Annotated in this window: 25 protein-coding genes and 1 pseudogene; 13 read left to right on the top strand and 13 right to left on the bottom strand. The window is 68.7% G+C overall.

The window, feature by feature from the left end; genetic code table 11:
• Nucleotides 1–50: 50 nt before the first annotated feature.
• Complete coding sequence (locus tag GQ56_RS0103780; RefSeq protein WP_031397380.1) at nucleotides 51–1,016, top strand: ABC transporter permease; 966 nt, start codon at nucleotides 51–53, stop codon at nucleotides 1,014–1,016.
• A gap of 14 nt (nucleotides 1,017–1,030) precedes the next feature.
• Nucleotides 1,031–1,852, top strand: a complete 822-nt coding sequence (locus GQ56_RS0103785) for a quaternary amine ABC transporter ATP-binding protein (protein ID WP_052007139.1) — start codon at nucleotides 1,031–1,033, stop codon at nucleotides 1,850–1,852.
• Between the two features lie 14 nt (nucleotides 1,853–1,866).
• Here the strand turns inward: GQ56_RS0103785 and GQ56_RS0103790 are convergent, their stop codons facing one another.
• On the bottom strand, nucleotides 1,867–2,898 hold the full coding sequence (locus GQ56_RS0103790; RefSeq protein WP_031397382.1) for an NAD(P)H-quinone oxidoreductase: 1,032 nt from the start codon (nucleotides 2,896–2,898) through the stop codon (nucleotides 1,867–1,869).
• Between the two features lie 121 nt (nucleotides 2,899–3,019).
• On the opposite strand from GQ56_RS0103790, the gene GQ56_RS0103795 reads away from it, so the two are divergent.
• Nucleotides 3,020–3,928 carry a LysR family transcriptional regulator gene (locus GQ56_RS0103795; RefSeq protein WP_052007141.1) on the top strand — a complete coding sequence of 303 codons (909 nt, stop codon included), beginning with the start codon at nucleotides 3,020–3,022 and terminating at the stop codon, nucleotides 3,926–3,928.
• 109 nt (nucleotides 3,929–4,037) lie between these two features.
• Here the strand turns inward: GQ56_RS0103795 and GQ56_RS0103800 are convergent, their stop codons facing one another.
• The gene (locus tag GQ56_RS0103800; protein WP_031397384.1) at nucleotides 4,038–4,745 is read right to left on the bottom strand and encodes a hypothetical protein; all 708 of its coding nucleotides are present in this window, start codon (nucleotides 4,743–4,745) and stop codon (nucleotides 4,038–4,040) included.
• Between the two features lie 109 nt (nucleotides 4,746–4,854).
• Between GQ56_RS0103800 and GQ56_RS0103805 the strand changes: the two genes are divergently transcribed.
• A complete protein-coding gene (locus tag GQ56_RS0103805; protein ID WP_031397385.1) occupies nucleotides 4,855–5,757 on the top strand; it encodes a LysR family transcriptional regulator in 903 nt (300 codons plus the stop codon).
• Nucleotides 5,758–5,793: 36 nt separating this feature from the next.
• Here GQ56_RS0103805 and GQ56_RS0103810 read toward each other — a convergent pair whose 3' ends face one another.
• From GQ56_RS0103810 to GQ56_RS0103830, 5 genes are all read right to left on the bottom strand, one after another.
• Nucleotides 5,794–7,461: a GMC family oxidoreductase gene (locus GQ56_RS0103810; RefSeq protein ID WP_031397386.1), complete on the bottom strand. Its 1,668-nt coding sequence runs from the start codon at nucleotides 7,459–7,461 to the stop codon at nucleotides 5,794–5,796.
• A 16-nt stretch (nucleotides 7,462–7,477) separates the two neighbouring features.
• On the bottom strand, nucleotides 7,478–8,695 hold the full coding sequence (locus tag GQ56_RS0103815; RefSeq protein ID WP_031397387.1) for a mandelate racemase/muconate lactonizing enzyme family protein: 1,218 nt from the start codon (nucleotides 8,693–8,695) through the stop codon (nucleotides 7,478–7,480).
• The gene (locus GQ56_RS0103820) at nucleotides 8,692–10,038 is read right to left on the bottom strand and encodes an MFS transporter (RefSeq protein ID WP_031397388.1); all 1,347 of its coding nucleotides are present in this window, start codon (nucleotides 10,036–10,038) and stop codon (nucleotides 8,692–8,694) included. The genes GQ56_RS0103815 and GQ56_RS0103820 overlap by 4 nt, the downstream gene beginning before the upstream one ends.
• 128 nt (nucleotides 10,039–10,166) lie before the next feature.
• The gene (gene aldA / locus GQ56_RS0103825; RefSeq protein ID WP_031397389.1) at nucleotides 10,167–11,591 is read right to left on the bottom strand and encodes an aldehyde dehydrogenase; all 1,425 of its coding nucleotides are present in this window, start codon (nucleotides 11,589–11,591) and stop codon (nucleotides 10,167–10,169) included.
• Between the two features lie 323 nt (nucleotides 11,592–11,914).
• Nucleotides 11,915–12,853, bottom strand: a complete 939-nt coding sequence (locus GQ56_RS0103830) for a LysR substrate-binding domain-containing protein (protein ID WP_011356424.1) — start codon at nucleotides 12,851–12,853, stop codon at nucleotides 11,915–11,917.
• A 221-nt stretch (nucleotides 12,854–13,074) separates the two neighbouring features.
• On the opposite strand from GQ56_RS0103830, the gene GQ56_RS0103835 reads away from it, so the two are divergent.
• The gene (locus GQ56_RS0103835; RefSeq protein ID WP_031397390.1) at nucleotides 13,075–13,950 is read left to right on the top strand and encodes a LysR family transcriptional regulator; all 876 of its coding nucleotides are present in this window, start codon (nucleotides 13,075–13,077) and stop codon (nucleotides 13,948–13,950) included.
• A 171-nt stretch (nucleotides 13,951–14,121) separates the two neighbouring features.
• Here the strand turns inward: GQ56_RS0103835 and GQ56_RS0103840 are convergent, their stop codons facing one another.
• The 4 genes from GQ56_RS0103840 to fae all read right to left on the bottom strand — a co-directional run bounded on the left by GQ56_RS0103840 (nucleotide 14,122) and on the right by fae (nucleotide 18,682).
• Nucleotides 14,122–15,495: an MFS transporter gene (locus GQ56_RS0103840; protein ID WP_031397391.1), complete on the bottom strand. Its 1,374-nt coding sequence runs from the start codon at nucleotides 15,493–15,495 to the stop codon at nucleotides 14,122–14,124.
• A 125-nt stretch (nucleotides 15,496–15,620) separates the two neighbouring features.
• Nucleotides 15,621–17,072 carry an NAD-dependent succinate-semialdehyde dehydrogenase gene (locus tag GQ56_RS0103845; protein WP_031397392.1) on the bottom strand — a complete coding sequence of 484 codons (1,452 nt, stop codon included), beginning with the start codon at nucleotides 17,070–17,072 and terminating at the stop codon, nucleotides 15,621–15,623.
• 22 nt (nucleotides 17,073–17,094) lie between these two features.
• Complete coding sequence (locus GQ56_RS0103850) at nucleotides 17,095–18,117, bottom strand: aldo/keto reductase (RefSeq protein WP_031397393.1); 1,023 nt, start codon at nucleotides 18,115–18,117, stop codon at nucleotides 17,095–17,097.
• Nucleotides 18,118–18,157: 40 nt separating this feature from the next.
• A complete protein-coding gene (gene fae / locus GQ56_RS0103855; protein ID WP_031397394.1) occupies nucleotides 18,158–18,682 on the bottom strand; it encodes a formaldehyde-activating enzyme in 525 nt (174 codons plus the stop codon).
• Nucleotides 18,683–19,007: 325 nt separating this feature from the next.
• Between fae and GQ56_RS0103860 the strand changes: the two genes are divergently transcribed.
• The 3 genes from GQ56_RS0103860 to GQ56_RS0103870 all read left to right on the top strand — a co-directional run bounded on the left by GQ56_RS0103860 (nucleotide 19,008) and on the right by GQ56_RS0103870 (nucleotide 21,304).
• Nucleotides 19,008–20,021, top strand: a complete 1,014-nt coding sequence (locus GQ56_RS0103860; protein ID WP_235212617.1) for a LysR family transcriptional regulator — start codon at nucleotides 19,008–19,010, stop codon at nucleotides 20,019–20,021.
• A 231-nt stretch (nucleotides 20,022–20,252) separates the two neighbouring features.
• A complete protein-coding gene (locus tag GQ56_RS0103865; RefSeq protein ID WP_031397396.1) occupies nucleotides 20,253–20,603 on the top strand; it encodes a hypothetical protein in 351 nt (116 codons plus the stop codon).
• 140 nt (nucleotides 20,604–20,743) lie between these two features.
• Entirely contained in the window at nucleotides 20,744–21,304 is a 561-nt protein-coding gene (locus tag GQ56_RS0103870; protein ID WP_031397397.1) for a hypothetical protein, read from the top strand.
• Here GQ56_RS0103870 and GQ56_RS0103875 read toward each other — a convergent pair whose 3' ends face one another.
• On the bottom strand, nucleotides 21,305–22,180 hold the full coding sequence (locus tag GQ56_RS0103875; RefSeq protein ID WP_031397398.1) for a LysR family transcriptional regulator: 876 nt from the start codon (nucleotides 22,178–22,180) through the stop codon (nucleotides 21,305–21,307). It abuts the gene before it with no gap.
• Between the two features lie 128 nt (nucleotides 22,181–22,308).
• On the opposite strand from GQ56_RS0103875, the gene GQ56_RS0103880 reads away from it, so the two are divergent.
• Together GQ56_RS0103880 and GQ56_RS0103885 are read left to right on the top strand one after the other, a co-directional pair.
• Nucleotides 22,309–23,634 carry a DUF3422 family protein gene (locus GQ56_RS0103880; protein ID WP_031397399.1) on the top strand — a complete coding sequence of 442 codons (1,326 nt, stop codon included), beginning with the start codon at nucleotides 22,309–22,311 and terminating at the stop codon, nucleotides 23,632–23,634.
• A 34-nt stretch (nucleotides 23,635–23,668) separates the two neighbouring features.
• Nucleotides 23,669–23,869 (top strand): hypothetical protein, encoded by a 201-nt coding sequence (locus tag GQ56_RS0103885; RefSeq protein WP_031397400.1) that lies wholly within the window; start codon nucleotides 23,669–23,671, stop codon nucleotides 23,867–23,869.
• Nucleotides 23,870–23,906: 37 nt separating this feature from the next.
• On the opposite strand, the gene cynR is transcribed toward GQ56_RS0103885, so the two are convergent.
• Nucleotides 23,907–24,839 carry a transcriptional regulator CynR gene (gene cynR, locus GQ56_RS0103890; protein ID WP_031397401.1) on the bottom strand — a complete coding sequence of 311 codons (933 nt, stop codon included), beginning with the start codon at nucleotides 24,837–24,839 and terminating at the stop codon, nucleotides 23,907–23,909.
• A gap of 113 nt (nucleotides 24,840–24,952) precedes the next feature.
• Between cynR and GQ56_RS0103895 the strand changes: the two genes are divergently transcribed.
• The 3 genes and pseudogenes from GQ56_RS0103895 to GQ56_RS43830 all read left to right on the top strand — a co-directional run.
• Nucleotides 24,953–25,612, top strand: a complete 660-nt coding sequence (locus tag GQ56_RS0103895; protein WP_031397402.1) for a carbonic anhydrase — start codon at nucleotides 24,953–24,955, stop codon at nucleotides 25,610–25,612.
• 30 nt (nucleotides 25,613–25,642) lie between these two features.
• A complete protein-coding gene (gene cynS, locus GQ56_RS0103900) occupies nucleotides 25,643–26,113 on the top strand; it encodes a cyanase (protein WP_031397403.1) in 471 nt (156 codons plus the stop codon).
• 504 nt (nucleotides 26,114–26,617) lie between these two features.
• Nucleotides 26,618–26,774 (top strand): annotated as a pseudogene (locus GQ56_RS43830) (polyamine ABC transporter ATP-binding protein); the annotation flags it as partial.

The raw sequence follows: 26,774 nt of genomic DNA on the forward strand, positions 1-26,774 counted from the left end.
CGCGCCCGCCGCCGCCGTCACGCGCCTGCACGGCGCGACGGAGAATCAACATGAACGGCTTCTTCCTGCACCTGTCGATCGCCGACTGGGTCAACAGCGCGCTCGAGACTTTCGTCGCGCAATACGGCGACAGCTTCCATCACTTCAGCGTGCTCGTGTTGCGCTACCTGCTCGTGCCGCTCGAAGGCGCGCTGCGCGCGGCGCCGCCGTGGCTCGTGCTGCTCACGGTCGGCGCGATCGCGTGGAATGCGACGCGCCGCATCGGCCTCGGCGCGCTCTTCATGCTGCTGCTCTATGCGATCGGCTGCTTCGGCCTGTGGGACAAGCTGATGCAGACGCTCGCGCTGATGCTCGTGGCGACCGTGCTGTCGGTCGCGATCGGCGTGCCCGCCGGCATTCTCGCGTCGCGCAGCGCATGGCTGCGCCGGATGCTGCTGCCGGTGCTCGACGTGATGCAGACGCTGCCGAGCTTCGTGTACCTGATCCCGGTGCTGATGCTGTTCGGGCTCGGCAAGGTGCCCGCGATCCTCGCGACGATCATCTATGCGCTGCCGCCGCTGATCCGCCTGACCGATCTCGGCATCCGCCAGGTCGATCCGGACGTGACGGAGGCCGCGCGCGCGTTCGGCACGACGCGCTGGCAACTGCTCGTCAACGTGCAGTTGCCGCTCGCGCGGCCGAGCATCATGGCCGGCATCAACCAGACCACGATGATGGCGCTGTCGATGGTCGTGATCGCGTCGATGATCGGCTCGCGCGGGCTCGGCGAGGACGTGCTCGCGGGCATCCAGACGCTCGACGTCGGCAAGGGCACGCAGGCCGGCCTCGCGATCGTGATCCTCGCGATCGTGATCGACCGGATCAGCCAGGGCTTCGGCCAGGAACGGCGGGCGCGCCGGCGGCTCGCGCAGCAGCGCCGCCAGAAGGGCGCGTCGCGCGTGCCGTACCGGCTGCCGCGCAAGGCGCAGTCGGCGGGCGTCGATTCGAATCAGGCGACGCAATCGTCGCGCGCATAGGAACGGAGGCGAACATGGCGACCATCGACGTCAAACACGTGTACAAGCTGTTCGGGCCGCAGGCCGCGCATGCGCGCGTGCTCGACCTGCTGCGCTCGGGCAGGCGCAAGGCCGAGGTGCTGGCCGAAACGGGCTGCAACGTCGGGCTGAACGACGTGAGCCTCAGTATCGAGTCGGGCGAGATCTTCGTGATCATGGGGCTGTCGGGCTCCGGGAAATCGACGCTCGTGCGGCACTTCAACCGGCTGATCGAGCCGACGGCCGGCGAGATCGTGATCGACGGCAGCGATGTGATCAAGCTCGATGCGCACGGGCTGCGCGAGCTGCGCCGCTTCAAGGTCAGCATGGTGTTCCAGAATTTCGGACTGCTGCCGCACCAGACCGTGCTCGACAACGCCGCGTACGCGTTGCGCACGCGCGGCGAGAAGCGGCACGACGCGGCCGAGGCCGCGCGCAACTGGCTGACGAAGGTCGGGCTCGACGGGTATGGCGATCATTACCCGGACGAACTGTCGGGCGGGATGCGGCAGCGTGTCGGCCTCGCGCGCGCGCTGGCGGCCGATACCGACGTGCTGCTGATGGACGAGGCGTTCTCCGCGCTCGATCCGCTGATCCGCACCGAGATGCAGGATCAACTGCTCGAACTGCAGGCGACGCTCGCGAAGACGATCGTGTTCATCACGCACGATCTCGACGAGGCGCTGCGCATTGGCGACCGGATCGCGATCCTGCGTGACGGCACGCTCGTGCAGGTCGGCACGCCGGACGACATCCTGTCGCGCCCGGCGGACGACTACGTGCGCCGGTTCGTGGAGAAGCGCTCGAGCGTGAACTGACGCGCGGCATCCGGTCAGGCCGCGCGGTGCGCGGCCGTCGTCAGCACGATCTTGCCGATGTGCACGCCCGAGTCGATCAGCACGTGCGCGTCGCGCGCGTCGTCGAGCGGGAAGGTGCAGAACACCTGCGGCCTGACCGTACCGGCCGCGACGTGCGGCCACAGGTGCCGTTCGAGTTCGGCGATGAGCGCGCCTTTTTCCTCCGGCGTGCGCGAGCGCAGCGTCGAACCGATGTGCGTCAGGCGCTTGGTCATCATGGGCCAAACGTCGAGCTCCTTCGCCGGCCCGTTGAGCGCGCTCACCTGCAGAATCCGCCCGTTCATCGCCGCGGCCCGGTAATTGCGCGCGACGTAGTCGCCCGCGATGATGTCGAGGATCACGTCCACGCCCTTGCCGCCCGTGATCGTTTCGACTTCGGCGACGAAATCCTGCTCGCGGTAATGCACCGCGTGATCCGCGCCGAGCCGCAGGCTCGCGGCGCGATGCGCTTCCGAGCCGACTGTCGTGATGACGGTCGATGCGCCCATCGCCTTCGCGATCATCGTCGCGGTGGTGCCGATGCCCGACGCGCCGCCGTGGATCAGCACCGATTCGCCCGCCTGCAGCCGCCCGCGCTGGATCAGGTTCAGCCAGACCGTCAGGAACGTTTCCGGCATCGCCGCGGCTTCGATCATGTCGAGGCCGGGCGGCAGCTTCATCGTCGTGAGGTGATGGGCGACCGCGTATTCCGCATAGCCGCCGCCCGTCACCAGCGCGCTGACCCGGTCGCCCGGCGCGAAGCCGTGCACGGCTTCGCCGGTCGCGACGACTTCGCCCGCGATTTCCAGGCCCGGGAGGTCGGATGCGCCCGGCGGCGGGTTGTAGAACCCCTTGCGTTGCAGCACGTCCGGGCCGTTCACGCCGGCGGCGTGAACCCGGATCAGCACTTCGTCGGCCTTCGGCCGCGGCACGGGGCGACGTGCCGTCGCCAGGACGTCGGGGCCGCCGGGGCGGGTGATTTCGACTGCCGCCATGTCGGCGGGAACGGGGGAGAGCGAATCGGACATGTTTGCCTCGACAAGACAGATGAGTGGTCGGTGAAAAAAGTATAGGCTTGGGCCTTGATGAATTCGCGCAGCGATTTTCACGACCACAGATGCAAATTTGCATCACATCAGGAGAAGGCGCTTGAACTGGGACGACGCGCGGATTTTTCTCGCCATCCACCGGGAACGCAGCCTGCGCGGCGCCGCGCGGGTGGTCGGGCTCGACCAGGCGACGGTCGGCAGGCGGCTCGCGGCACTCGAGCGCGCGCTCGGCGCGACGCTGTTCCTGCGCACGTCGGCCGGTTACGTGCCGACCGCGGTGGGCGAGGTCGCGCTGCGCAACGTGGAGAAGATGGAACAGTCGGCGATCGATCTGATGCGGCAGACCCAGGGCGTCGACCGGCGCCTGGCGGGCGACGTGCGCGTGACGACGACCGATACGATCGGGCTCGAATTCGTGATGCACGCGATGCGCAACCTGCACGACGAGCATCCGGACGTGCGCGTGCTGCTCAACACGTCGACGCAGGTGGAGAACCTGGCCAAGCGCGAGGCGGACATCGCGATCCGCACGATCAAGCCCGACAATCCCGATCTGCTCATGCGCCGGCTCGCTGCGTGGCCGACCGGGTTGTACGCGTCGGCGGACTATCTGGACCGGCATGGCGAACCGGTGCCGGGCACCGGCTTCGACGGCCACGATCTCGTGTGCTTCCTGCCGCACCTGAATGCGCGCGGCCCGCTCACCGTGGTCGGCGAGCCGGTTCGCGCCGGGCGGATCGTGTCGGGACTGAATTCGAATCTCATGCTGCGCGCGGCGGCGCGCGCCGGGCTCGGGCTCGCCGAACTCCCGGTGCCGATCGCGGCGCGCGACGGGCTCGTGCGCGTGTGGCCGGCGCGCACGTCGGCGCGTCCCTATGAAGTCTGGATGGTGACGCACAAGGATTTGCGGCATACCGCGCGGATGAGCGCGATGATCGATCACATCGTGCGGGTGTTCGACGCCGTGCCGGCGTCGGGCGGTGCGTGGGGGGATGGCGGGCACGTGTGACGCGAGCCGGAAGGACGGCAGGTTGCAACGGGCTGCGCGCTGTCCGCGCCGATCGGAGCGGTGCAACGCGCCGCGCCGAGTTGCGTTTCGGGTCGTGTATCGCCTGCCGTTACGGCTCGATCGACAGATAGCGCGGATAGCGCCCGCTGCCGTAGTTGTCAGGCGTCCTGCATTTCTGGTAACTCTGCGTCAGCCGGAACGCGGCCTTCTCCCGGTCCGTCTCGTCGCCGTCCTGCAGCCAGAGCGCGTGGCTTTTCTCCGCGAGCAGGATCAGCAGGCGCCGCCTGGCAGCCGACAGGGCCGAACGCTCCAGCAGGTCGCAGACGAGATTGGCCGTGACCACGCCGAACAGCCGGCGGTGCTCGTGGCGGTCGCTGGACGCGAGCAGCTGCATCGCTTCGGCGAATGCCGCTTCCGCTTCCGCCGCGGATTGTTGAAGCGTGATCGCCGGGAGCGCGAGCGCCGTGATGTAGAGGCGATCGTCGGCGTCGAACCGGTCGAGCGGCGCATGCACGTCCCGCGATTTCTCGAGCACCGCATGCTGGCGGTCGATCCGCCGGCGCGCATCGGCCGGTGCATCGTCGTGCGCGTTCACGAGCCGTTCGAGCGCGTCCATTCCCGCTTCCCAGTCGCCGAGATGCTCGCCGAATACGTGCGCCACGAGCGCCGCCAATTCGACGAGATCCTGCGCGCCCATCGGGAGCGCCAGCCGTTCCCGCAGGCGGGTCGCGACCGCCATCGGCTGCTTCGTATGCTCCTGCCAGTCCTTTATCAGCGATTCGCGCAATTGCGCGTCGTGTACCTGCATCGTTTCCATGTGTTCCTCCGTTCGGTTGCACGAATGGTAGGAGCGGGGATGGTGTGTGTACAGTGCAGGTTTGTCAGATATATGATGCATCCGATGCAAATCTGCGAGGAGCGCGGCGTTGAACCGGATCGACCTGAACCTGCTGCTGGCGCTGAAGGCGCTGATCGACGAGGAAAGCGTGTCGCGTGCGGCGCACAGCCTCGATTTGAGCCCGTCCGCGATGAGCCGGACCCTTGCCCGGGTTCAGGACGCGATCGGCGACAAGGTGCTGGTGCGCGCGGGCAAGGGCATGGTGGCGACCGAAACGGCGCGGCGGCTGAAGGCGCCGCTCGACCGCATCCTTCAGGATGTGGAACTGCTGCTCGGTGCGCAGCACCGGTCGATCGACGCGCAACGCGTGTTCAACATCAGCGCCAACGACGGGTTCATCGATTCGTTCGCGGTGCCCATCATTGCGCAGGCGCACGAGGCATGGCCGCATGCCAGGCTGCGGTTCCTGCCCAAGCACGAGAAGACGGTGGCGCGCCTGCGCAGCGGCGAAGTCGATATCGAAATCGGCGTGATCGGCGAGACGGGGCCGGAGATCATGATCCGCAAGCTGTTCGACGACCGGATGGTCGGTGTGCTGCGCAAAGGCCATCGGCTGGCGCGGCGCCGGATGACGCTGGATGCCTACCTGTCCGTGCCGCACATCAGCGTGTCGCGCAAAGGGCGTTTCCACGGGCCGATCGACGATGCGCTCGGCGAGCAGGGGCGTGAGCGGAACGTCATCGCGGTGGTGCCGAACTTCAAGTCGGGCATCGAGCTGGCCCAGCGTTCGGACTGGATCGTGCAGGTGCCCGAGAAGCACACCGCCGAGGCCCGGCGAGACGTCGTGACGTTCGAGCTGCCGGTCGCCACGCCCGGGCTGGCGATCTCGATCATGTGGCATCCCCGCTTCGACCGGGACGCGGTGCATGCCGGGCTGCGGGACCTGATCGTGAAGGTTTGCCGGCAGATCGTGGACGCCGGGAACGGCTGAGGCCCGGCGGCGGCCGTCGATCCTGCCGGCGCCGCGTCACTGGGCGACCGCCTCCCGTTGCGTCGACGGCACGCCGGCCTGCTGCGCCCGCATCGCATCCGCCAGGATCAGATCCGCGCCTTTCTCCGCGACCATCATCGTCGGCGCGTTGATGTTGCCCGACGTGATGTTCGGGAACACCGACGCATCGACGATGCGCAGCGCCTGCAGACCGTGCACGCGCAACGACGCGTCGACTACCGACGTCGCCGCGTCGGGCCCCATCGCGCACGAGCCGCACAGGTGGTAGATCGATCCCGACTGCTCGCGGAAGTACTGCAGCATCGCCTCGTCCGAGTCGACCTGCGGCCCCGGCGAGATTTCCTCGACCGTCATCGACTTCAGCGCCGGCGCGCGCATCAGCGCACGGATCACCTTGCTGCCCTGCACGGCCTCGTCGAGATCCTTCTGCGTGGTGAGCGCGTTGACGTGAATCTTCGCGGCATCCTCCGCGCGGTCCGACGCGATCTCGATCGTGCCGCGGCTCGTCGGCCGGCACGGGTTGAACGCGATCAGGAAACCCGAATATGGCTCGGGCTTGATGCTCGCGCGGTCGCTTTTCGGAATCCGGTACGACAGCGGGTTGAAGTAGAGCTGGATATTCGGCTCCTGCGCATCGTCCGTGCCGCGGAAGAAGCCGCCGGCCTGGTTCACGCTCATCGCGAGCGGCCCGCGCCGGGTCAGCAGATAGCGCAGCCCGATCTTCAGCTTGCCGACGAGCGTACCCATCTCGTCGTTCAGCGTCGGCCGGTTCGCCTTGAAGTAGAAGCTCACGCACAGGTGATCCTGCAGGTTGCGGCCGACGGCCGGCAGCGCATGCACGAGCGGCACGCGGCGCTGCGCGAGCAGCGCCGGATCGCCGACGCCCGACAGTTGCAGCAGCTTCGGCGTATCGACCGCGCCGGCCGCGAGGATCACCTCGCGCGCGGCGACGAGCGTTTCGTCGCCGTGCGCGCCCGCGACGACCACACCGGTCGCGCGCGTGCCGTCGAACGTCACGCGCCGCACCAGCACGCCCGGGCGCAGCGTGAGGTTGGCGCGCCCCAGCGCGGGCCGCAGATACGCGACGCTGCTCGAACAGCGCTCGCCGTTCTTCGTGTTCAGGTCGTAGATGCCCGCGCCTTCGAACCGCGCGCCGTTGAAATCGTCGGTGCGCGGCAGGTTCAGTTGCTCGCAGCCCTTCAGGAATTCATGGACGATGGGATGCACGTCGGCCTTCATCGACGTGATGTGGATCGGCCCCGTCGTGCCGTGATGTCGCGGGTCGGTCGCACCGGCCGCATGCGTCTCGAGCTTGCGGAAATACGGCAGCACGTCGTCGTATCCCCAGCCCGGGTTGCCGGCGGCCGCCCAGTCGTCGTAGTCGCTGCGCTGGCCGCGCACGTAGACCATCGCGTTGATCGACCCCGACCCGCCGACCACCTTGCCGCGCGGGCAGTACAACTGACGGTCGCCGAGCTGCGCTTCGGGCTCGCTGTAGTACATCCAGTTGTAGCGGCGGTTGTAGTAGGTCTTCGTGAAGCCCACCGGCACCCTGAACCAGAACGACGCGTCGCGCTCGCCCGCTTCGAGCAGCAGCACCGAGTGCCGGCCCGATTCGCTCAGCCGGTTCGCGAGGATGCAGCCGGCCGAACCCGCGCCGACGATGATGTAGTCGTAAGTCATGTCGCTTCCTTCGCGCTCAGCCCTTCGCGGGGGCCAGGTCCTTCACGTCGACGGGGCGTTCGCCCATCTGCAGGTGCAGCCGCTCGCCGGTGTACGGCGTGTGGCGCTTCACGACGTCCATGTCGAGCTCGATGCCGAGGCCGGGCTCGTTCGACGGGACGATGTAGCCGTCCTCCCAGCGGATCGGCGTCTTCACGACTTCCGCATGGAAGCCGCCCCACGTCATGATGCTTTCCTGGATCAGGAAGTTCGGCGTGCAGGTGGCGAGCTGGATGCTCGCCGCCGCGCCCACCGGCCCGTTGTACAGGTGCGGCGCGATTTGCGCGTAGTGCACTTCGGCGAGCGTCGCGATCTTCTTCGCCTCGAGCAGCCCGCCCACGCGCGCGACGTTCAGTTGCAGGATCGACGCGCCGCCCGCCTGCAGCAGCTTGTGGAATTCGTACTTGGTCGTCAGGCGCTCGCCGGCCGCGATCGGAATCGACGTGTGCCGTGCGACCTGCGCCATGGCGTCTTCCTGGCCCGGCGGCACGGGTTCCTCGAACCACAGCGGGTCGTACTTCTCGAGCCGCTTCGCGAGCCGGATCGCCGACGACGGCACCATCTGCCCGTGCGTGCCGAACAGCAGGTCGGCCTTGTTGCCGACCGCCTCGCGCACCTTGCGGCAGAACGTCTCGCAGCGGTCGAGCACCTCGAGCGACAGCTGGTGGCCGGAGTAGGCCGTGTACGGGCCGGCCGGGTCGAACTTGACGGCCGTGAAGCCGAGCTTCACGTTCTCGGCCGCGCATTCGGCGGCGAGATCGGGATCGTCGTAGTCGTATTCGCCGCGCGCGTTCTTCGGGTACAGGTAGGTGTACGAACGCAGCCGCTCGTGGATCTTGCCGCCGAGCAGCTCGTACACGGGCTTGCCGGCGGCCTTGCCGACGATGTCCCAGCAGGCCATTTCGAGGCCGCTGACGACGCCCATCATCGTCAGGTCGGGCCGCTGCGTGAAGCCGCTCGAATACGCCTGGCGGAACAGCCGCTCGACGTGATGCGGGTCGCGGTTCAGCAGATGGCGTTCGAATACGTCGTCGATGATCGGGGCCATCGCCTTCGGGCCGAACGTCGCCGAATAGATCTCGCCGACGCCTTCGATGCCGTCGTCGGTCTTCAGCTTCACGAAGATCCAGTACATCCCGCCGACATGCGGCGGCGGCACGGCGACGATATGGGTTTCGAGCGAAACGATCTTCATGCGGACTCCTGGAGGCGGTTGAGGCGGTATTTGAGGAAGGCGGCGGCGCCCGCGCCGCAGAGCGCGATGGCCGCGATATAGCCGAAATAGAGCTGGTAGCCGTGCGCGCCCGGCCAGGTCTGCGTCACGTAGCCGTTGATCAGCGGCACGAACACGTCGGGCGAATAGCCGAGCACCGAGATCAGGCCGATCGCGAGGCCCGCGCAATGCGTCGGCACCTTGCAGTCGTCGAGCAGCGACCAGTACAGGCCGCGGATCGTGTAGGTGAGGATGCCGATGAACAGCACCAGCACGACGAGCATCGCCTGCGGGCTGTGCGGCGGCGCGGCGATCAGCCCGACGAGCGACAGCGCGGCGAGCACGAGCGCCCAGAACAGCACCGACACCTTCGACACGCGGTCGCCGAGAAACCCGCCGCCGATGCCGCCGACCGGGCGCATCCACAGCTTGAGCGTCGTGATGAAGCCGGCCGCCGTCGCGCTCAGCCCGAAATTGCCTTCGTGCAGGTACGCGGAGAAGCTGTAGGTCGCCCAGAACACCTGGTAGCCGCAGAACACGATCGCCGCGACGAGCCACAGCTCGGGAATGGTCGCGAGCGTCTTCAGGTCGGTCAGCACGTTGCCCCGGCGGTCGCCGTCGGCGCCGCGCCGCGTGGCCGCCGGGCGTTCGCCGGTGCGCGACGGATCCTTCACGAGTGCCAGCAGCACGCCGAGCGCGATGCAGAAGAATGCGTAGAGATGCACGACCAGCCTGAAGCCGGCCGCGTCGGTGCCGCCGTGCGCCTGCGTGACGTACGCGAACAGCGTGATCGCGATCGTCGCGAGCAGCGCCTCGACGAGCCCGCGGCCGCCGTCGAGCAGCCCGAAGAAGCGGCCTTGCTCGTCGGGCCCGGCGATCATGTTCACGCGCTTGATCACGGCCGCCCAGAACGTGAGGCCGGTGGTCAGCCCCCAGCCGCCGAAGATCAGCACGAGCATGTCGAACGACGGCCCGGTGGCATAGACGAGCCCGAGCGCGCCCGTCGCGACCAGCGAGAAGCAGATCAGCCAGCGCGGCGACAGGCGGTCGGCGAGCCAGCCGCTCGGCAGGTAGCTGATCAGGAAGATCGTGCCGAGCGACGAATACAGGTAGCCGAGCTGCACGTCGTCGATGCGGAAGAACTGCAGCATGGTCGGCTGGTACACCTGCCGCAGGTACAGCATCGGATAGATGGCGCCCGCGGCGATCACGAGCAGCAGCAGTTGCAGGTAGCGCTGCGCACGCGTGTGCTGCGACACGCCGGCGTCGGGCGTCGTGTCCTGCAACGCGAGCGACGCCGCGGGCGTCGACGGTTGGGTCGGCATGATGTCTTCCTCCATCAGACTTCCTTCACGCGGAAGTCTGCAGATTTGTTTTGATGAGTTCGGGTCGGGGCCGGCGCGCGCGATCGGGTGTCGGCGCGCGCCGGAACGGGCGCGTCGGCGCCGCGGCGTCAGTACTTCATGACGACGAGGCGCGTCTGCGTGAATTCGAGCATTCCGTGCTTGCCGTCGTCGCCGCCGAGGCCCGAGCGTTTCCAGCCGGCATGGAAGCCCTGGTACGGATCGGCCGGCGTGCGGTTCACGTACAGCTCGCCCGCCTCGATCGCGTTCGCGACCTTCATCGCAGTGCGGTAGTGCTCGGTGTAGAGCACCGACGACAGGCCGAACTGGTGGTCGTTCGCGAAGCCGACGGCCTCGTCGATCGTCCGGTAGCGCAGCACGGGCAGGACCGGGCCGAAGGTTTCCTCCTGCACGATTTCCATGTCCTGCCGGCAGTGCGTCAGCAACGTGGCCGGGTAGAAGAAGCCGGGGCCGGCGGGGATCGCGCCGCCGGTCTCGAGCGTCGCGCCGGCCGCGACCGCGCGCTCGACCATCCCGTGGATGTGCGCGCGCGCCGACGCGCTGACGAGCGGGCCCATGTTCGACGGATCGGCCGCGCGGTCGCCGCTGCGGACGGCGGCCATCTTCTCCTTGAGCAGCGCGACGAAGCGGTCGTGCACGCTGTCGTGCACGTACACGCGCTCGATGGCCGTGCAGAGCTGGCCGCAATGGGTCGTCTTCGACGCGACGAGGGCGGCGGCCGCGCGTTCGAGATCGGCGTCGGGCTCGATGATCGCGGGCGTCTTGCCGCCGAGTTCGAGCGACGGCTTCGCGATGTTTTCCTTGCAGTAGTCGAGCACCTTGCGGCCCGCGTTCACGCTGCCCGTCAGCGTGATCATGCCGACTGCCGGATGCGTGCACAGCGCCTCGGCCGTCGCGTGGTCCATCGTCAGGATGTTGACCACGCCCGGCGGGAAGCCCGCCTCGTCGGCGGCCTTCGCGATCTCGAACGCGGACACCGGCGTATGGTTGCTCGGCCGCACGACCACGGTGTTGCCCGCGATCAGCGCGGGCGCGACCTTGCGCAGCAGCGTGTAGACGGGGTAGTTGAACGGGATCAGGCATGCGACGACGCCGATCGGCTCGCGCTGCAGGAACAGGTTCTCGTCGGGCGTGTCGCTCGGGATGATCTCGCCCTCGATCCGGCGCGCCCACTCGGCGTGGTAGCGCGTGATCTGGCCCGCGTAGACGGCTTCGTTCGACGCGTCCTCGACGCTCTTGCCGGATTCCTGGGCGAGCGCCGCGCCGATGTCCGGCGCGCGGGCGGTCAGCGCGTCGGCGAAGCGGTGCAGGCAGGCGGCGCGCTCGGCGCTCGGCAGCGTGCGCCACGACTTCTGCGCGGCGGCCGCGGCGTCGACGGCGGCGCGCGCGGCGGCCGGCGTCGCGGCGGGCACGCGCGCGAACGGCGCTTCGGTGGCGGGGTTGTGGACGACGATGAACGCGTCGCTTTCCGGGGCGACGAAACGGCCGTTCACGTAGTTGCGTTCGGTACGCATGAAGTGGCTCCTCCGTTGGGTGCGCGCGGATCGCTTCGGGTGGCGACACCGCTGCACGGGATAAAGGCCATTCTGTTCATGCGTTTAGCGCACGGCAAACGACTTATTTTCGCGTCGAGCATGAGAAAAATGCACGTTACTCGACGCACCGGCGGGAGTTGCCCGTCGGGTAAGGCTGCGTTGGCACGGGCCGGGAGCGGGAGCGGGAGCGGAACGGGCGGCGGCCGGGTCGTGGTTTCCGGCGGGGCCGCATGCGCAAGGGGGCGGCAACCGCCGCGATGCCGCCCGTGGCGGCCGGCCGGGGGCCGCCGGGGACGGATGCGCTAGGCCAGCGGCACTTGCGGCAGCGGCGACGACGGTTCGAGGTGGCGTTTCGCGAGCCATACTTCCTGCTGCAGCCAGTCGCGGAACTGCACGATGTGCGGCAGGTTCGTCTGCTCGGGGCGCGTGACGAACCAGTACGACTGGTGGCCGTCGACGTGCACGTTGAGCACCTGCATCAGTTGCCCGGTCGCGAGCTCGCGGGCGACCATGTGGCGGTCGGCGATCGTGATGCCGAGGCCGTCGATGGCCGCGCGGATCGCGTGGTCGAGCAGGTCGAACTCGTAGCCGCCGCGCGTGTCGACGTCGGCGATGCCGGCGGCCTTCAGCCAGTGCTGCCAGGTCAGGTAGCGCTGGTCGTCGGTGGCGAGCACGTGCAGCAGCGTGAAGCGGTTCAGGTCGATCGGCGCGCCGTCCTGTCGCAGCCGCGCATACAGCGCGGGCGCGCAGACGGCGATATGCTGTTCCTGCATCAGCAGCGCATTGTCGAAGCCGTCCCATTCGCCGTCGCCGAACCGGATCGCGCAGTCGAGCACGCGCGATTCGCCGAGGCTGTCGTGGATGCGGGTCGTGAGGCTCAGCTCGAATTCCGGATGCGCGTCGCGCAGCCGGCCGAGACGCGGCATCAGCCAGCGCGCGGCGAAGGTGGGCGGCACGTTCGCGCGCAGGCGGTTCAGGTGGGTTTTTTCCTGCAGGCTGCGCACGGTCAGCTCGATCTTGTCGAACGATTGCTGCAGCGCGCGCAGCAGCACGCGGCCGGCCGCCGTCAGTTCGAGCTGGTGATGGCGGCGCTCGAGCAGGGTTTCGCCGAGCTGGCCCTCGAGCTGGCGGACCTGGCGGCTCACCGCGCTCTGCGTTACGTTGAGCAGTTCGGCCGCGCGCGTGAAGCTGCCGGTGCGGCCGGCCATCTCGAAGGCTTTCAGCGCATTCAGCGCCGGCATCTTGCGTCTCACGGGGCGGTGTCGTGTTTGGTGCGGGATGCTTATTGTAGGCGGGTGGCGGAGGGCGCGGGAACGATGAATGCCTGCAACCGGACGCGCGGGCGCGACGGGTTGTCGCGGCGCGGCGCTTGGCGCGTCCGGTTGCGACCCGGCTGCCTGCCGGTGGCCGGCGGCGCCGGCCGGCAACGAAATGAACGATACGAACGGAAGGGACACACATCATGCGACGCCTGCCATCGCTGATCGCACTGCGATTTTTCGAGGAGACCGCGCGTCACCTGAGCTTCAACCGCGCGGCGGTTTCGCTGTGCGTGACGCAAGGCGCGGTCAGCCGGCAGATCCGGCTGCTCGAGGACGCGCTCGGCGCACGCCTGTTCGAGCGCGACCATACGGGCGTGCGCCTGACCGACGCCGGCCGGCGATTGCTGCCGTACATCGGGCAGGCGTTCGACACGATCGAGCGCGGCGTCGGCGAAGTCGCCGCCGAGAGGCCGGGCGCGAAGCGGCGCCTCACGGTATCGCTGCCGCCGACGTTCGCGACGCAGTGGTTTTCGCCGCGGCTCGGCACGCTCGCGGAGGCGCTGCCGGAAGTCGAGCTGTCGATCCGCACGGAGCCGGCCGACGATTGCCATTGCCACATCCGCTTCGGGCGCGCGGCGCGGGCCGGGATGCAATCGGAGCTGCTGATGATGGAGCGGCACGCGCTCGTCGGCGCGCCGCGTTATCGCGGCGATGCGCTCGACGTGCTGCTCGGCCGCTTGCCGTCGCTGCATGTGCTGCACGAGGGCAAACGTCTGTCGCTGTGGGCCGACTGGTGCGAGCAGGCCGGCGTGCCGGTGGCGCGGATCGGCGACGGCATCGAGTTCTCGACGCTCGAACAGGCGATCCGCGCGGCGCGCAAGGGCGCGGGGCTCGCGGTTGTCGACCTGAACATGATCGAGGAGGAGATCGGCGAAGGCAGCCTCGTGCGGTTGTCTCCGGTGCAGCCGATCGGGCCGTTCGGCTACTGGCTCGATATCGAGCCGGAGAGCGTCGCGCTCGGGCACGTGGTCGCGTTTGCCGCGTGGTTGCGGGAGCAGGCGGCGAGGCGGGGGTAGGGCGAGGGGCGTGGCGATGGGACGCGGCTGACTTCGCCGTGGCGAGCATCGGCCCGGTCCATGTGTGTCCTGCCGCGCGCCCGGCGCCGGTATCTGTCAACGATCGTGACACGGAACGGCGTGGGCGCGATCGCTGTCGGCCCGGGCCGTGCGAGCCGCCCGCCTTCATCGTCAATGCCCGGCCGCCTCCTCCAGCGTCAGGTGCTTCGTTTCCGGCGCCCATGCGATCGACACGATCATCCCCGCCAGCAGCACGCCGGCCAGCGCGAACATCGTCGCGTGAAAGCCGAGCGTCGCGATGCCGGCCGGCAGCAGGAACGTGCCGATCGCCGAGCCGAGCCGGCTGCACGCGATCGCCAGGCCGACGCCGCGGGCGCGCACTTCGGTCGGGAAGCATTCGGGCGGGAACACGCCGACGAGGTTGCTGAACGCCGACATCGTCAGCGTGAAGATCGCGAAGGCGACGATCATCGCGACGGCCGCCGTCGACGGCAGCACCGCCAGCGCGACGAGCGACGCGCAGGTCACCGCGAACGAGCCGATCAGGAAGCCGCGCCGCGACAGCCGGATCGTCAGCCAGATGCCGATCAGCGCGCCCAGCACGAGGAAGCCGTTCAGCAGCAGGTCCGCGCCGAAGCCTTCGGCGAGGCCGATCGTCTTCAGGATCGTCGGCAGGAACGTGTAGATCGCGAAATACGGAATCACGAGGCACACGAAGAACGCGCAGTTGAAGATCGTGCGGCGGATCAGGTCGGGCCGGAACAGCCGGCCGAAGCCCGCGTGCCCGGCCGGCTCGGTGGCGCCGTCGAGCAGCACGTGCGGCCCGAAATGCTTCGCGACGATCGCGCGCGCTTCCTGCACGCGGCCCCGGCCGAGCAGCCAGCGCGGCGATTCGGGCGTGCCGATCCGCAGCACCAGCACGATCAGCGCGGGCAACGCGGCCGACGCGAGCAGCCAACGCCACGCATCGGGCGCGGCGTCGCCGTATGCGAGGCCGAGCACGTTCGCGGCGACGTAGCCGATGGTCCAGATCACGCTGAACGAGCCGAGCAGCGCGCCGCGATGCTTGCGCGGCGAGAATTCGGCGAGGATCGCGTGGCCGACGGTGAAGTCGCCGCCCATCCCGAAGCCGATCAGCACGCGCAGGATGCACAGTTCGAGCGGCGACGTGACGAAGAACTGCGCGAACGCGGCGGCCGTGATGATCACGAAGCTCGTCAGGAAGATCTTCTGCCGGCCCATCCGGTCGGACAGCCAGCCGAACACGAGGCTGCCGAAGAAGATGCCGATCAGCGCCGAACTGCCGATCATCCCCATCCAGAACGCATCGATCGGCATCTGCCTGCCGAGCGCGGCGAGCGCATAGCCGATCGTGCCGAGCGTGTAGCCCTCGGTGAAATGCGCGCCGAACGTGAGGCCGGCGATCTTCACGTGGAAGCGGTTGAGCGGTACGTCGTCGAGCGCGACGGGGCGGTGCGGCGTGTCGGCGCCGCGCGACGGCGGCAGCGCGCGGGCGGCGCCGGATTGAACGTTGGCTTGGGTCAAGCTGCCTCCTGGATTGTTGTGCGTGGCGCAGGCGGCGCGCGGAGGCAAGGCGCCGCCGCGCCGCCGTGCGAGGCGCCGCGGGGTGCGCGGCGCGGATCGGCCGCACGGCGGCCGGCGGTCAGAGGTCAGCGGCCGAGGCCGGCCATCAGCGTGTACTTGAGTTCCACGTATTCGTCGAGGCCGTACTTCGAGCCTTCGCGGCCGAGCCCCGATTGCTTGACGCCGCCGAACGGCGCGACCTCGGTCGAGATGATCCCGTCGTTGACGCCGACCATCCCGCTTTCCAGCGCACCCGACACCCGCCATGCGCGACCGAGGTCGCGGGTGTAGAAGTACGCGGACAACCCGAACGGCGTGTCGTTGGCCGCGGCGACGGCCTCTTCCTCGGTCGTGAAGCGGAAGCAGCCGGCGACGGGGCCGAAGGTTTCCTCCTCGGCGATCAGCATGCCGGCCGTCATGCCGGTCAGCACGGTCGGCTCGTAGAACGTGCCGCCGAGCGCGTGACGCTTGCCGCCGGTCAGCACGCTCGCGCCCCTGGCGGCGGCATCGGCCACGTGCCGCTCGACCTTGGCGAGCGCCGCTGCGTTGATCAGCGGCCCCTGGTCGACCTCGCCCGCGAGCGCGTTGCCGACGCGCAGCTTGCGCACGGCGTCAGCGAGCTTGCGCGTGAACGCGTCGTACACGCCGTCCTGCACGAGGAAGCGGTTCACGCACACGCAGGTCTGCCCCGTGTTGCGGAACTTGGACGCGATCGCGCCCTCGACCGCCGCATCGAGATCGGCATCGTCGAACACGATGAACGGCGCATTGCCGCCGAGTTCGAGCGAGAGCTTCTTCAGCGTGTCGGCCGACTGCTTCGCGAGCAGCTTGCCGACCCGCGTCGAGCCCGTGAACGACAGCTTGCGCACGACGGACGAGCTCGTCAGCGTCTCGCCGATCGCGACCGCGTCGCCCGATACCACGTTGAACACGCCGGCCGGCACGCCCGCGCGCTCGGCCAGCACCGCGAGCGCGAACGCCGACAACGGCGTTTCCTCGGACGGCTTGAGCACCATCGTGCAGCCGGCGGCGAGCGCGGGGCCGGCCTTGCGCGTGATCATCGCGAGCGGGAAATTCCACGGCGTGATCGCCGCGACGACGCCGACCGGCTCGCGCGTGACGACGATCTGCGCGTTCGGCTTCGGGCTCGGGATCACGTCGCCGTACATGCGCTTCGCTTCTTCCGCGAACCACTCGAGAAAGCTGGCCGCGTAGGCCACTTCGCCGCGCGCTTCCGCGAGCGGCTTGCCCTGTTCGCGCGTCAGCAGCTCGGCGAGCGCGTCGCGGTGCTCGAGCATCAGCTCGCCCCAGCGCTTCACGCGCGCGCCGCGCTCCTTCGCGGTCAGCGCGCGCCATGCGGGAAACGCGTGCGCGGCCGCGTCGATCGCGCGCTGCGTGTCGTCGGCGCCGCCTTGCGCGACCTTCGCGATCGTCTCGCCGGTGGCCGGGTTCAAAACTGGATAGGTCGCATCGCTCGCGCCGTGCGGCTCGTGCCACTCGCCGCCGATGTAATGGCCGGTTCTCAGAAATTCGTTCATCGTGTGTGGTTCCTTCCGTGCGTCAGTCCGCCGCGAAGCTGCCCTGCGCCGGGCGCGCCTCGCGCGCGATGCGCTTGCCCGCCGTGTAGTCGTTGATCAGGTCGCAGGGCGTGTAGTTGCGTTCGAGCTCGTGCAGTTCCTCGTCGGTGAGCCGCGTTTCGAGCGCGCCCAGCGCGCTGTCGAACTGCGCGACGGAATCCGCGCCGACCAGCATGCTGGCGATGCCGGGCCGGCTTAGCACCCAGGCCTGCGCGATCTGCGCGGGCGGCACGCCGCGCCGCTGCGCGACCTTCGCGACCGATGCGGCGATCGCGAGCGACGACGCGTCGCCGTACATCTGCGCGGTGAAGAAATCGGTCTGGTTGCGCGTGGATTGCGGCTCGCAGGTGAGCAGGCCGCGCGCGAGCGGGCTGAACACCGACACGCCGACGCCCTGGTCGATGCAGTACGGCACCATCTCGCGTTCTTCCTCGCGATACGCGAGGTTGAGCTGCAGCTGCATGTTGATCGGCTTGTCCCAGCCATTTCGTTCGCATGCCTGCATGATCTTCGCGAACTGCCACGTGTACATCGTCGAGACGCCGATATAGCGCGCCTTGCCAGCGCGCACGATGTCGTGCAGCGTGCTCATGGTTTCCTCGACAGGCGTGTTCACGTCGAAGAAATGCAGCATGAAGATGTCGACGTAATCCATCCCGAGGCGCGTCAGCGAGCCGTCGATGCCGTCGAGCACGTGCTTGCGCGAATGGCCGCCCGCGTTCGGGTAGCTGCCCATGTCGTAGCCGACCTTGGTCGTCACGACGAGTTCCTCGCGGCGCGCGTTGCGCTTCAGGATGCGGCCGACCACTTCCTCGCCGACGCCCGTCGAATAGAAATCGGCAAGATCGATGAAGTTGACGCCGGCGTCGAGCGCGCGGCGAACGATCGGCTCGCTCCGCGCTTCGTCGAAGATCCACGGCTTCCAGTCGGGGGTGCCCATGTTCATCGTGCCGAGACACAGGCGGGACACCTTCAGGCCGGACTGGCCGAGGCGGACGTATTCCATGCTTCCTCCTGGTGCGGCCTGGCCGGCCGCGTGTTGTCTGTCAGTTCTTTTTCGGCGTGTAGAACGGGTTCGACACGTCGCGCGCGGCGGCGAACACCGCGTCGCGATGCGGCAGCCCTTCCATCGCGGCGACGATCGCGTTGCGGCACGCGCGGTAGTTGTTCTCGAACACGGCGTCGAGGTCGTCGGTCTGCGGGTTCACCCAGTTCGCGGACACGACGACCCAGTCGTTTTCCGCTTCCGGCGGCAGCGTGCCGTTCTCGAGCGCTTCGGCCACGGCTTTCGCGATGCCGGCCTGCGACGCGCCCCACGTGGCATTGCCGTGGAAATCGCCCGCGATCTGGGCCTTGTTCACGTACAGCGTAAGCGGCTTGGTCGGCACGCCCGGCTGCGCGATCACGACGAACGGCGCGTGGCCGGCCGACGGCGTCGCGAGCGCGGTGGCGAACGCCTGGCCCGCCGGGCCGTTGCGCGGGCCGACCAGCACGTTGATGTGCGCGAGATTGACGCCGGGGCCTTCGAAGCCTTCGCCGATGTAGAGCTGCCTGGGTTGGGATGCGGTCATTGCGGTGTCTCGTCGATGAGGTTGGGTGTGAGGCGATTGTGGTGGGCCGCGGAGCGGCCGGTGAATCGATGTTTTCTGATCGGGCCATGAGTTTTCGTCGTCTCCGTGAAAACCCTGGCGCGACGCGCAAACGCCCGCCGGGCGGGCCTCGGCCGCCGTCGCGACGACGGGCGGGGCGGGACCGGCGGGTGAACTTGCCTGCACCGGCTCCGGGTTTGTCATACCCGGGCAGGGGTTGGAGGGCCGGGCGCATCTGGACAACAATCGGCGTACTCCGAACCCTATCTTTCGTCTTCCCTTCCATTTTCGAAAGCGAGTAATTCCGATGGCTGCCATTGAGAAACCTGTCGCTTCGCGACAGCCCCCCCGGGCGGAGCACGCCTCCACGGGGACTTCCTGCGGGGCGCCGCAGGCGGCGCGGCCCGGCGGTTTCTCGAAGCCCGACTGGTCGAAGCTGACCTCGCTCGATCCGGAGCTGATCCGGGCCTTCGTCGCGGTCGTCGAAAGCGGCGGCTTCACCGCGGCGGCCCGGCAACTGCACCGCACGCAGTCGACGATCAGCCTGCGGATCCGCACGCTCGAGGAGCGGCTCGACACGCACCTGTTCATGCGCAACAGCCGGCGGCTCGAACTGTCGCGCGACGGCGAGAATTTCCTGATCCACGCGCGGCGGATCATCCAGGTGCAGAACGACGCGATCATCGCGCTGAAGCAGACCAGCAGCGACCGTGGCGTCGTGCGCTTCGGCCTGCCCGAGGACTACGCGGAGCTGTGGCTGCCCGACCTGCTGAAATCGTTCTATGCGATGCGGCCGGGCGCGCGTCTGCACGTGCATTGCCGCACGTCGCTCGAGTTGCTCGAACGGCTGCAGGCCGGCGAGCTCGACGTCGCGCTCGTCGTGCGGCACGGGCCGAACGCGGGCGGGCGGCTGCTCGGCCGTCACGACGTCGTATGGGCCGCGCATCGCGAATTCGCGCTCGGCCCGCATGCGTCGGTGCCGCTCGCGCTGTTTCCCGAGACGTGCTGCTACCGGCAGCGCGGGCTGCAGGCGCTCACGACGGCCGAACGGCCGTATCACGTCGTCTATACGAGCCAGAGCCCGACCGGCATCAAGATCGCGGTGAACCACGGCGCGGCCGTGACGATGATCGATCGCTGCACGCTGCCCGAGAACTGGCGCGTGCTCGACGAGACGGACGGGCTGCCGCCGCTGCCGGCGGCGGATCTCGAGCTGCATCGCTCGCCGGGCATCTGCGATCCGCTGACCGACGATCTGGTGTCGCTGATCGAATCGATGGTCGACGAACGGCGGCGGGCGTCGCTCGAGGCGTTCGCGTAGCGGAGCGCGCGCCGCTACGGGAGGCCGGCGCACGCCTGGAACCGGGCGCCGGGCGGCTGCGGCGTTGCGGCATGCCCGCCGGTCGCAACCCGCGGCGGCCGGGCCGCATCGCGGGCAGCAAGCGCGGCAAGCCGTTTTTTGCACCGCCGCTGCGTTTTTTTGCACGACGTTTATGCGGTCTCTTCTAAGCTGGGGCTGTGTCGAACAGCCGTGACGGCTTCCGTCCGCTCCATGACCTTCATTCGTCCCGTTCCCGCCTTCGATGTCGCCGGCCGCCGGTTGCGCGCCGGCGTACGCTCCAACGTCATTCCGTTTCCGCCGCCGCGCCCGCGCCTGGCGTTGCCCGTCACGCTGACGGCCGACTCCGGCGAACGCGCGCACGCCCGGCTCGCCGCGCTGCTGCATTCCCCGCTCGGTGTATACGTCGTCAGCGCGCGCGCCGTGCGCGACGTCGTCCACGTGCAGTTCGACATCGCGCAGGAAGACCTCGATTTCACGCTGCACATGCTGATCGCGCAGCAGGCCGACGCGGTGATCGGGCCGGTCGCGCGCCGGTTGCACATCGGGCCGACAGCCCGCTGACGCGGAGCCGCGCCGCCGCCCGTGCGCGGCTTGCGCGGCCGGTTTGCGTCCGGTGCGAGGCCGGTTCGCCGTCCGCCTGCCGGCGGCGGCCATGCGTGCGCCGCGTCGTGCGCGGCGCCGATCCTGAATACGGAGTGTCCATGTACCTCACCGAAGCAGTGCATGTCGCGCGGCCCGCCGGCCGTCGCGTCCGGACGGCGTCGCTGCCGTCGGGCCAGCAGCTCGCGCGTCAGCTCGTGACGACGGTGCGCGTGGCCGAAGTACTGCTGCACCAGGCGATCGCCGTGCCCGACGGGCATCAGTGGTCGGTCGACACCGAGCGGGTCGACGCCGCCGGCGGGCCGCTCGAGGCCTGGGAAACCTGCGTGACGTTGCGGATCGGCAAGGTGTTCGCGCCGGCGGTCAGCCCGGCCGCGCGCGTCAACGATCGCGACCAGGTCGCGGTCGACATCCGGCTCTGCCTGCCCGAGCAGGACTATGTGGCCGAACGGCGCGTGAGCACCTTCGGCCGCTGCCACGGCAACCGCTACGGCGCGACGCTGTCGGTCGCGTCGGGCGCGCAGTGGGGCTGGCAACGCACCGAGCACGTCGCGCCGGAACACATGCACGTGTACGCCGACACGCTCGAGGCGCTCGTCGACGCGGTGGCCGCGCACGTCAACACGGCGCTGGGCGCGGCCGGGTTCGACGCACCGCGCTGATCACGCGTCGCCGGTCTGCCCGGTCTGGCGCTGCAGGTCCGTCATCAACTGTTCCGCGAGGAAGTCGCACGGCGGCCGCTTCGATTTGGTGCTGCGCGCGAGGATCAGCTCGAGCGGCGGCAGGTCGGGCAGGCCGTGCGTGCGGCCGAGCATCGACAGTTGCGCGGGAATCGCGCAGCGCGCGAGCGGCGCGACCGCGAGGCCGGCCTCGACCATGCTGAGCAGCCCGAGCAGGCTCGGGCTTTCATAGGAGGTGCGGTACGGCACCTTCGCCCGTTCGAGGCTGCGAATCGCGTTCTCGCGCGCGACGCTGCCCGGCATGAACACGGCGATCGGCAGCGGCCGCTCTTCCCATACGCGCGGGCCGTTCGTCATCGCGGCCCACGCCATCGGCTCGTGGCGGATGAAGTCGCCGGACAGCCCCTTGATGCGCGTGCCGCAGACGAGATCGACGGTGCCGTCCTTGATCAGCGGCGCGAGCGCGCTGCTCGGCAGCCCGATCACCTGGATCTCGACCTTGGGGTAGGTCGCGGAGAATTTCTTCAGGACCGACGGCAGCAGCGACGACGCATAGTCGTCCGGCACGCCGATCACGACCTTGCCGGTCACCTCCGGCCGTACCACGGCCGCCCATGCCTCGTCGCGCAGCGCCAGCATTCGTCTGGCGAATCCCAGCAGCACCTCGCCCTCGCGCGTCAGCACGATGCTGCGCGGCTTGCGCACGAACAGCGGCCGCCCGATCGCGTCTTCCAGGCTCTTGATCTGCATGCTCACGGCCGACTGCGAGCGGTTCACGGCCTCGGCGGCGCGGGTCATGTTGCCGGTTTCCGCGACGGCGACGACGGTGGCCAGCACGTCGTGATCGAGCATCTTCATGGGTATCAGGAAAACTGAACGTAACGATCAGCATTATGCGTTTTTATTGTTGCTGTGTGTCTGCCATAGTGCGATCACGCCGGCACGTCGCCCGGCACGCAGGCTGGAACAGGGAAAGTGGTGTTTCGATGATCGACCATCCGTTGCGCGCCGTACTGGCCGCGGAATTGCATGCGCGGCCGTTCCTGCGGATCGCCGAAGCCGTGTCGCTCACGCATTACGCGATCTACGCGGACGGCCAGCCCGACATCCACGAAACGCTGCTGCACGCGCTGTGCCGCGACACCGGCATCGCCGCGCCGCACGAGGGCGCAACGCATTACGCGGTGCAGTCGCCGTGCGGCTGGTACCTGAAGTGGGAACGCCACACCGAATTCTCGACCTTCACGTTCGTCGCGCCGCGTCGCGACACCGGCTATTTCGACGACCTCGCGATCGAAGGCATTCCGGCCGCGTGGTTCGCGCGCCTCGCCGGCATCCGCTTCGTCGCGGTGCGGATGGAGCTGCTGTCGGGCGACGCCGCGCGGCTCGTCTGCGGCGACCTGCGCCGCTGGATCGACGGGCCCGCGCTCGTCGGCAGCAACGTGCTCGGCGGCGGCAAGGTGTTCTGCGACTGGCATGTGCGCGACGACGGCTTCATGCGGTTTCTCGTCGTCGACGAGGATTTCCGCGAGGAGCAGGGCGGGCGCCTGCTGCAACGGCTGTACGAGATCGAGACGTACCGGATGATGGCGCTGCTCGCGCTGCCGGTCGCGCGCCGGATGAGCCGCGAGCTCGACGAAATCCACGCGGCGCTGCATGCGCTGATGCAGCGGATGGACACGAACGGCGCCGGCGGCGACGACGCGGCGCTGCTCGTCAAGCTCACGCATCTCGCGGTGCGGGTCGAGTCGCTGTCGGAATCCGGGGCGCGCTTCAGCGCGTCGCGTGCGTACGAAAAGCTCGTGCTGGCGCGCATTCACGAGCTGCGCGAGGAGCGTATCGAAGGGATGCCGACGATCGCCGAATTCATGGAGCGGCGCTTCGCGCCGGCGATGGAAACCTGCCGCAGCGTCTGGGCGCGTCACGAGCAGATCGCCGCGCGGATCGCGCGTGCGGTCGACCTGCTGCGCACGCGCGTGAATCTCGCGCAGGAAAAGGACGTCACGCGCCTGCTGGCGGGCATGGAGCGCACCGCGCGCAATCAGCTGCATCTGCAGCATGCGGTCGAGGGGCTGTCGGTGGCGGCCATTTCGTACTACGTGCTGTCGCTCGCGGCCGCGGCGTTCAAGGCGCTGCACGTGATGAGCCTGCCGGTCGATCCGGAGCTGGCGGAAGGCCTGCTGATCGCGCCGGTGGTGTTCGCGGTGATTCACATCACGCGGCGCACGCGCGCGCAGCTCGCGCACGCGGAGGCCTTGCAGGACGCGGCGCCGGCAGCGGCGCATGCGGCTGCATTGAAGCAGGTCGGTTAGGACATCGATAACACGGTCGAGATCAGGAGTGGAGATGACTTTTTCGCGGAAGCAAGCAGCGTTGCGTGGCGGTTCCGATGCGTTCGACGTATCGGCGGCGGACGAAGCGGGCGTGCCGGAGGCGGCGCGCGTGACGTCGTATCAGGCCGTGCTGCAGGAGCCGACGACTTCGCTCGTGGGCAATACGATCGACCGGCCGGACGTCGCGGCGGTCGCGATTCTCGGCTACAACTGACGCGTTCCGCCGCGCCGGCCCGATCCGGCGCAGGCGTTCATCGGCCAGCCGCGTGCCGGCGCGCCGGGCGCGATTCGCCTTCCGGCTTCCCTTTTTCCTTCCCCAGCGCAAGCGCCAGCTCGACGAACGCCCGCGCGGCCGCGCTCCGGTACGCCCCCTTGCGCTGCAGCAGCACGGCCGTGCGCCGCAGCACGGCCGGATCGAGTGCGACGGCGACGAGATCGTCGTGCCCGGTCGCGATCGTCGCGGGCAGTAGCGTCGCGAGGTTCGTGCGGCGCACGATCTCGATGACCGCCCCCAGCGAATTCGCTTCCATGGCCACCCGCGGCTGCACGCCGTGCTCGCGGAAATAACGATCGATCTGCACGCGCGTCGCGAATTCGGCGGTCAGCAGCACGAGCGGGGCGTCGTGCAGCGCGCGCAGGCCCGCCTTGCGTTTTCCGGCCAGCGCATGCCGGCGGTTCACGACGAGCGCGAGCGTCTCGACCAGCAGCGTTCGTGCGTCGATATCCGCCGTCTGCACCTCGTCGAACGCGATGCCGACATCGAGCGCGTCGTCGACGAGCAGCGCCTCGATGCGTTCCTGCGACATCTCCTGCACCGACAGCGACACACCCGGGTAGCGGCCGTGAAACGCCTCGACGAGCGGCCCGACGAGATAGCTCGTGAAGGTCGGCGTGAGTGCGATCCGCAGCGAGCCGCGGCTGAGATCCTGCACGTCGTGCAGCGCGCGCCGGCCTTCCGCGAGATCGTGCAGCGCCTGCCGCGCATAGCGGAAATACACGTCGCCGGCGTCCGTGAGCCGCGTGACGCGCCCGGTGCGGTCGAACAGCTGCGCGCCGAGCGTCTCCTCGAGCTGGCGGATCTGCTGCGACAGCGCGGGCTGAGAAACGTGCAGCGCGGCGGCCGCGCGCGTGAAGCTGCGGTGTTCGGCGACCGCCAGGAAGTAGTGGATATGGCGCAGGAGCATCGCGGTTCTCATAAGTCGTGCTTATCCGGTCGATCATAAATCAGTCTTTTACCTTATGGGAAGTCCGGCGTAACCTGCCCTTCATCGATTCCACCCGCACCGGAGAACACGTGATGAAGGACATCATCGAAGGCTTCCTGAAGTTCCAGCGCGACGCCTACCCGGAACGCGCAGCGCTGTTCCGGGATCTCGCCCGCAGCCAGAACCCGCGCGCGCTGTTCATCTCGTGCTCGGACAGCCGGCTCGTGCCCGAACTTGTCACGCAGCGCGAGCCGGGCGACCTGTTCGTGATCCGCAACGCCGGCAACATCGTGCCGTCGTACGGCCCCGAGCCGGGCGGCGTATCGGCGTCGGTCGAATACGCGGTGGCCGCGTTGCGCGTGACCGACGTCGTGATCTGCGGGCATTCCGATTGCGGCGCGATGACCGCGATCGCGACCTGCCAGTGCATGGACCACATGCCGGCCGTCGGCCACTGGCTGCGCTACGCCGATTCGGCGCGCGTCGTGAACGAGGCGCGTGCGCATCGCAGCGAACGCGACCGGATCGACTCGATGGTGCGCGAGAACGTCGTCGCGCAACTGGCGAACCTGAAGACGCACCCTGCCGTGCGGCTCGCGCTCGACGAGGGGCGTCTCGCGCTGCACGGCTGGGTGTACGACATCGAATCGGGCTGCATCGACGCCTACGACGGCGCGGCCGGCCGGTTCGTATCGCTCGCGGGCCATCCCGAGGTCCGCGCCACGCCCGCGACGCCCGTCGTCGCGGCCTGAATCGCTCCCACCCCACCACGAGGAATTGCCATGATCCAGTCCCAGCACAGTCAGACCGCCCGCCACGCGCTTGCCGAAACCGTCGTGCTCGCGAAGGCGCGCAAGCAGCTGTCGTTCGCGCAACTCACCGAAGGCACCGGCCTGAGCGAGGCGTTCGTGACGGCCGCGCTGCTCGGCCAGCATGCGCTGCCCGCCGATGCGGCACGCATCGTCGCCGACAAGCTCGGCCTCGACGACGACGCGGTGCTGCTGCTGCAGACGATCCCGCTGCGCGGCAGCATCGACGATCGCGTGCCGACCGATCCGACCATCTACCGTTTCTACGAGATGCTGCAGGTGTACGGCACGACGCTGAAGGCGCTCGTGCACGAGAAGTTCGGCGACGGCATCATCAGCGCGATCAATTTCCGGCTCGACGTGAAGAAGGTCGACGATCCCGAAGGCGGTTCGCGCGCGGTGATCACGCTCGACGGCAAGTATCTGCCGACCAGGCCGTTCTGATGCGGGCGCGGCGTTGGCCGGCGCGGTTGGCGCCGGCTGGCGCCGGTCGCACGATGAAGTAATCCGCGCGGCGCACCGGCCGCGCGTTGCAGCCGCCCCGGCTGCGCGTTTTCCCTGCCATTCGCGACGCCCGGAGCGCATCCATGCCGCTGGGCGCCCGCGCCGCGGGGTACGACCGTGTCGTACCCCGTTCTCCCGCCTTCCAAACATCGATCCCGTTCAATGTCCGGAACGGAAATCCGCGATCCAAAAAGTTTTTGACGGGTTTAAAAATTCGCACTGGAGACGACGGAAACGTGCGGAAAGCCCGATGAAAACCGATGAAATGTTCATGACAGCCGGCGCGGCCGCCGCTGCCGGCCGCGATCGGTTCGCGCCGGCCGCCGTGCTTCCCGTCGTGCCTGTTTCGTCGCGCCATGCGTCCCGCGCCGTCCGCATCGCGCGACCGCCCGGCCGGTTGCGCGTGACGCCCGAGATTCGCTTACCTGCCTGAAACGGACCATCATGAAACGGGATTCATTCAGTACACCTGACGCGACGCGTCGCATCGCGACGGACATGCTTCAACCGAACGACGCCTTCGTGCGCATCGAGAACGTCGTGAAGAAATTCGGCGACAGCACGGCCGTCGACAACGTGAACCTGACGATCGCCAAGAACG

Source organism: Burkholderia paludis (genome assembly GCF_000732615.1).
Taxonomy (GTDB): Bacteria; Pseudomonadota; Gammaproteobacteria; order Burkholderiales; family Burkholderiaceae; genus Burkholderia; species Burkholderia paludis.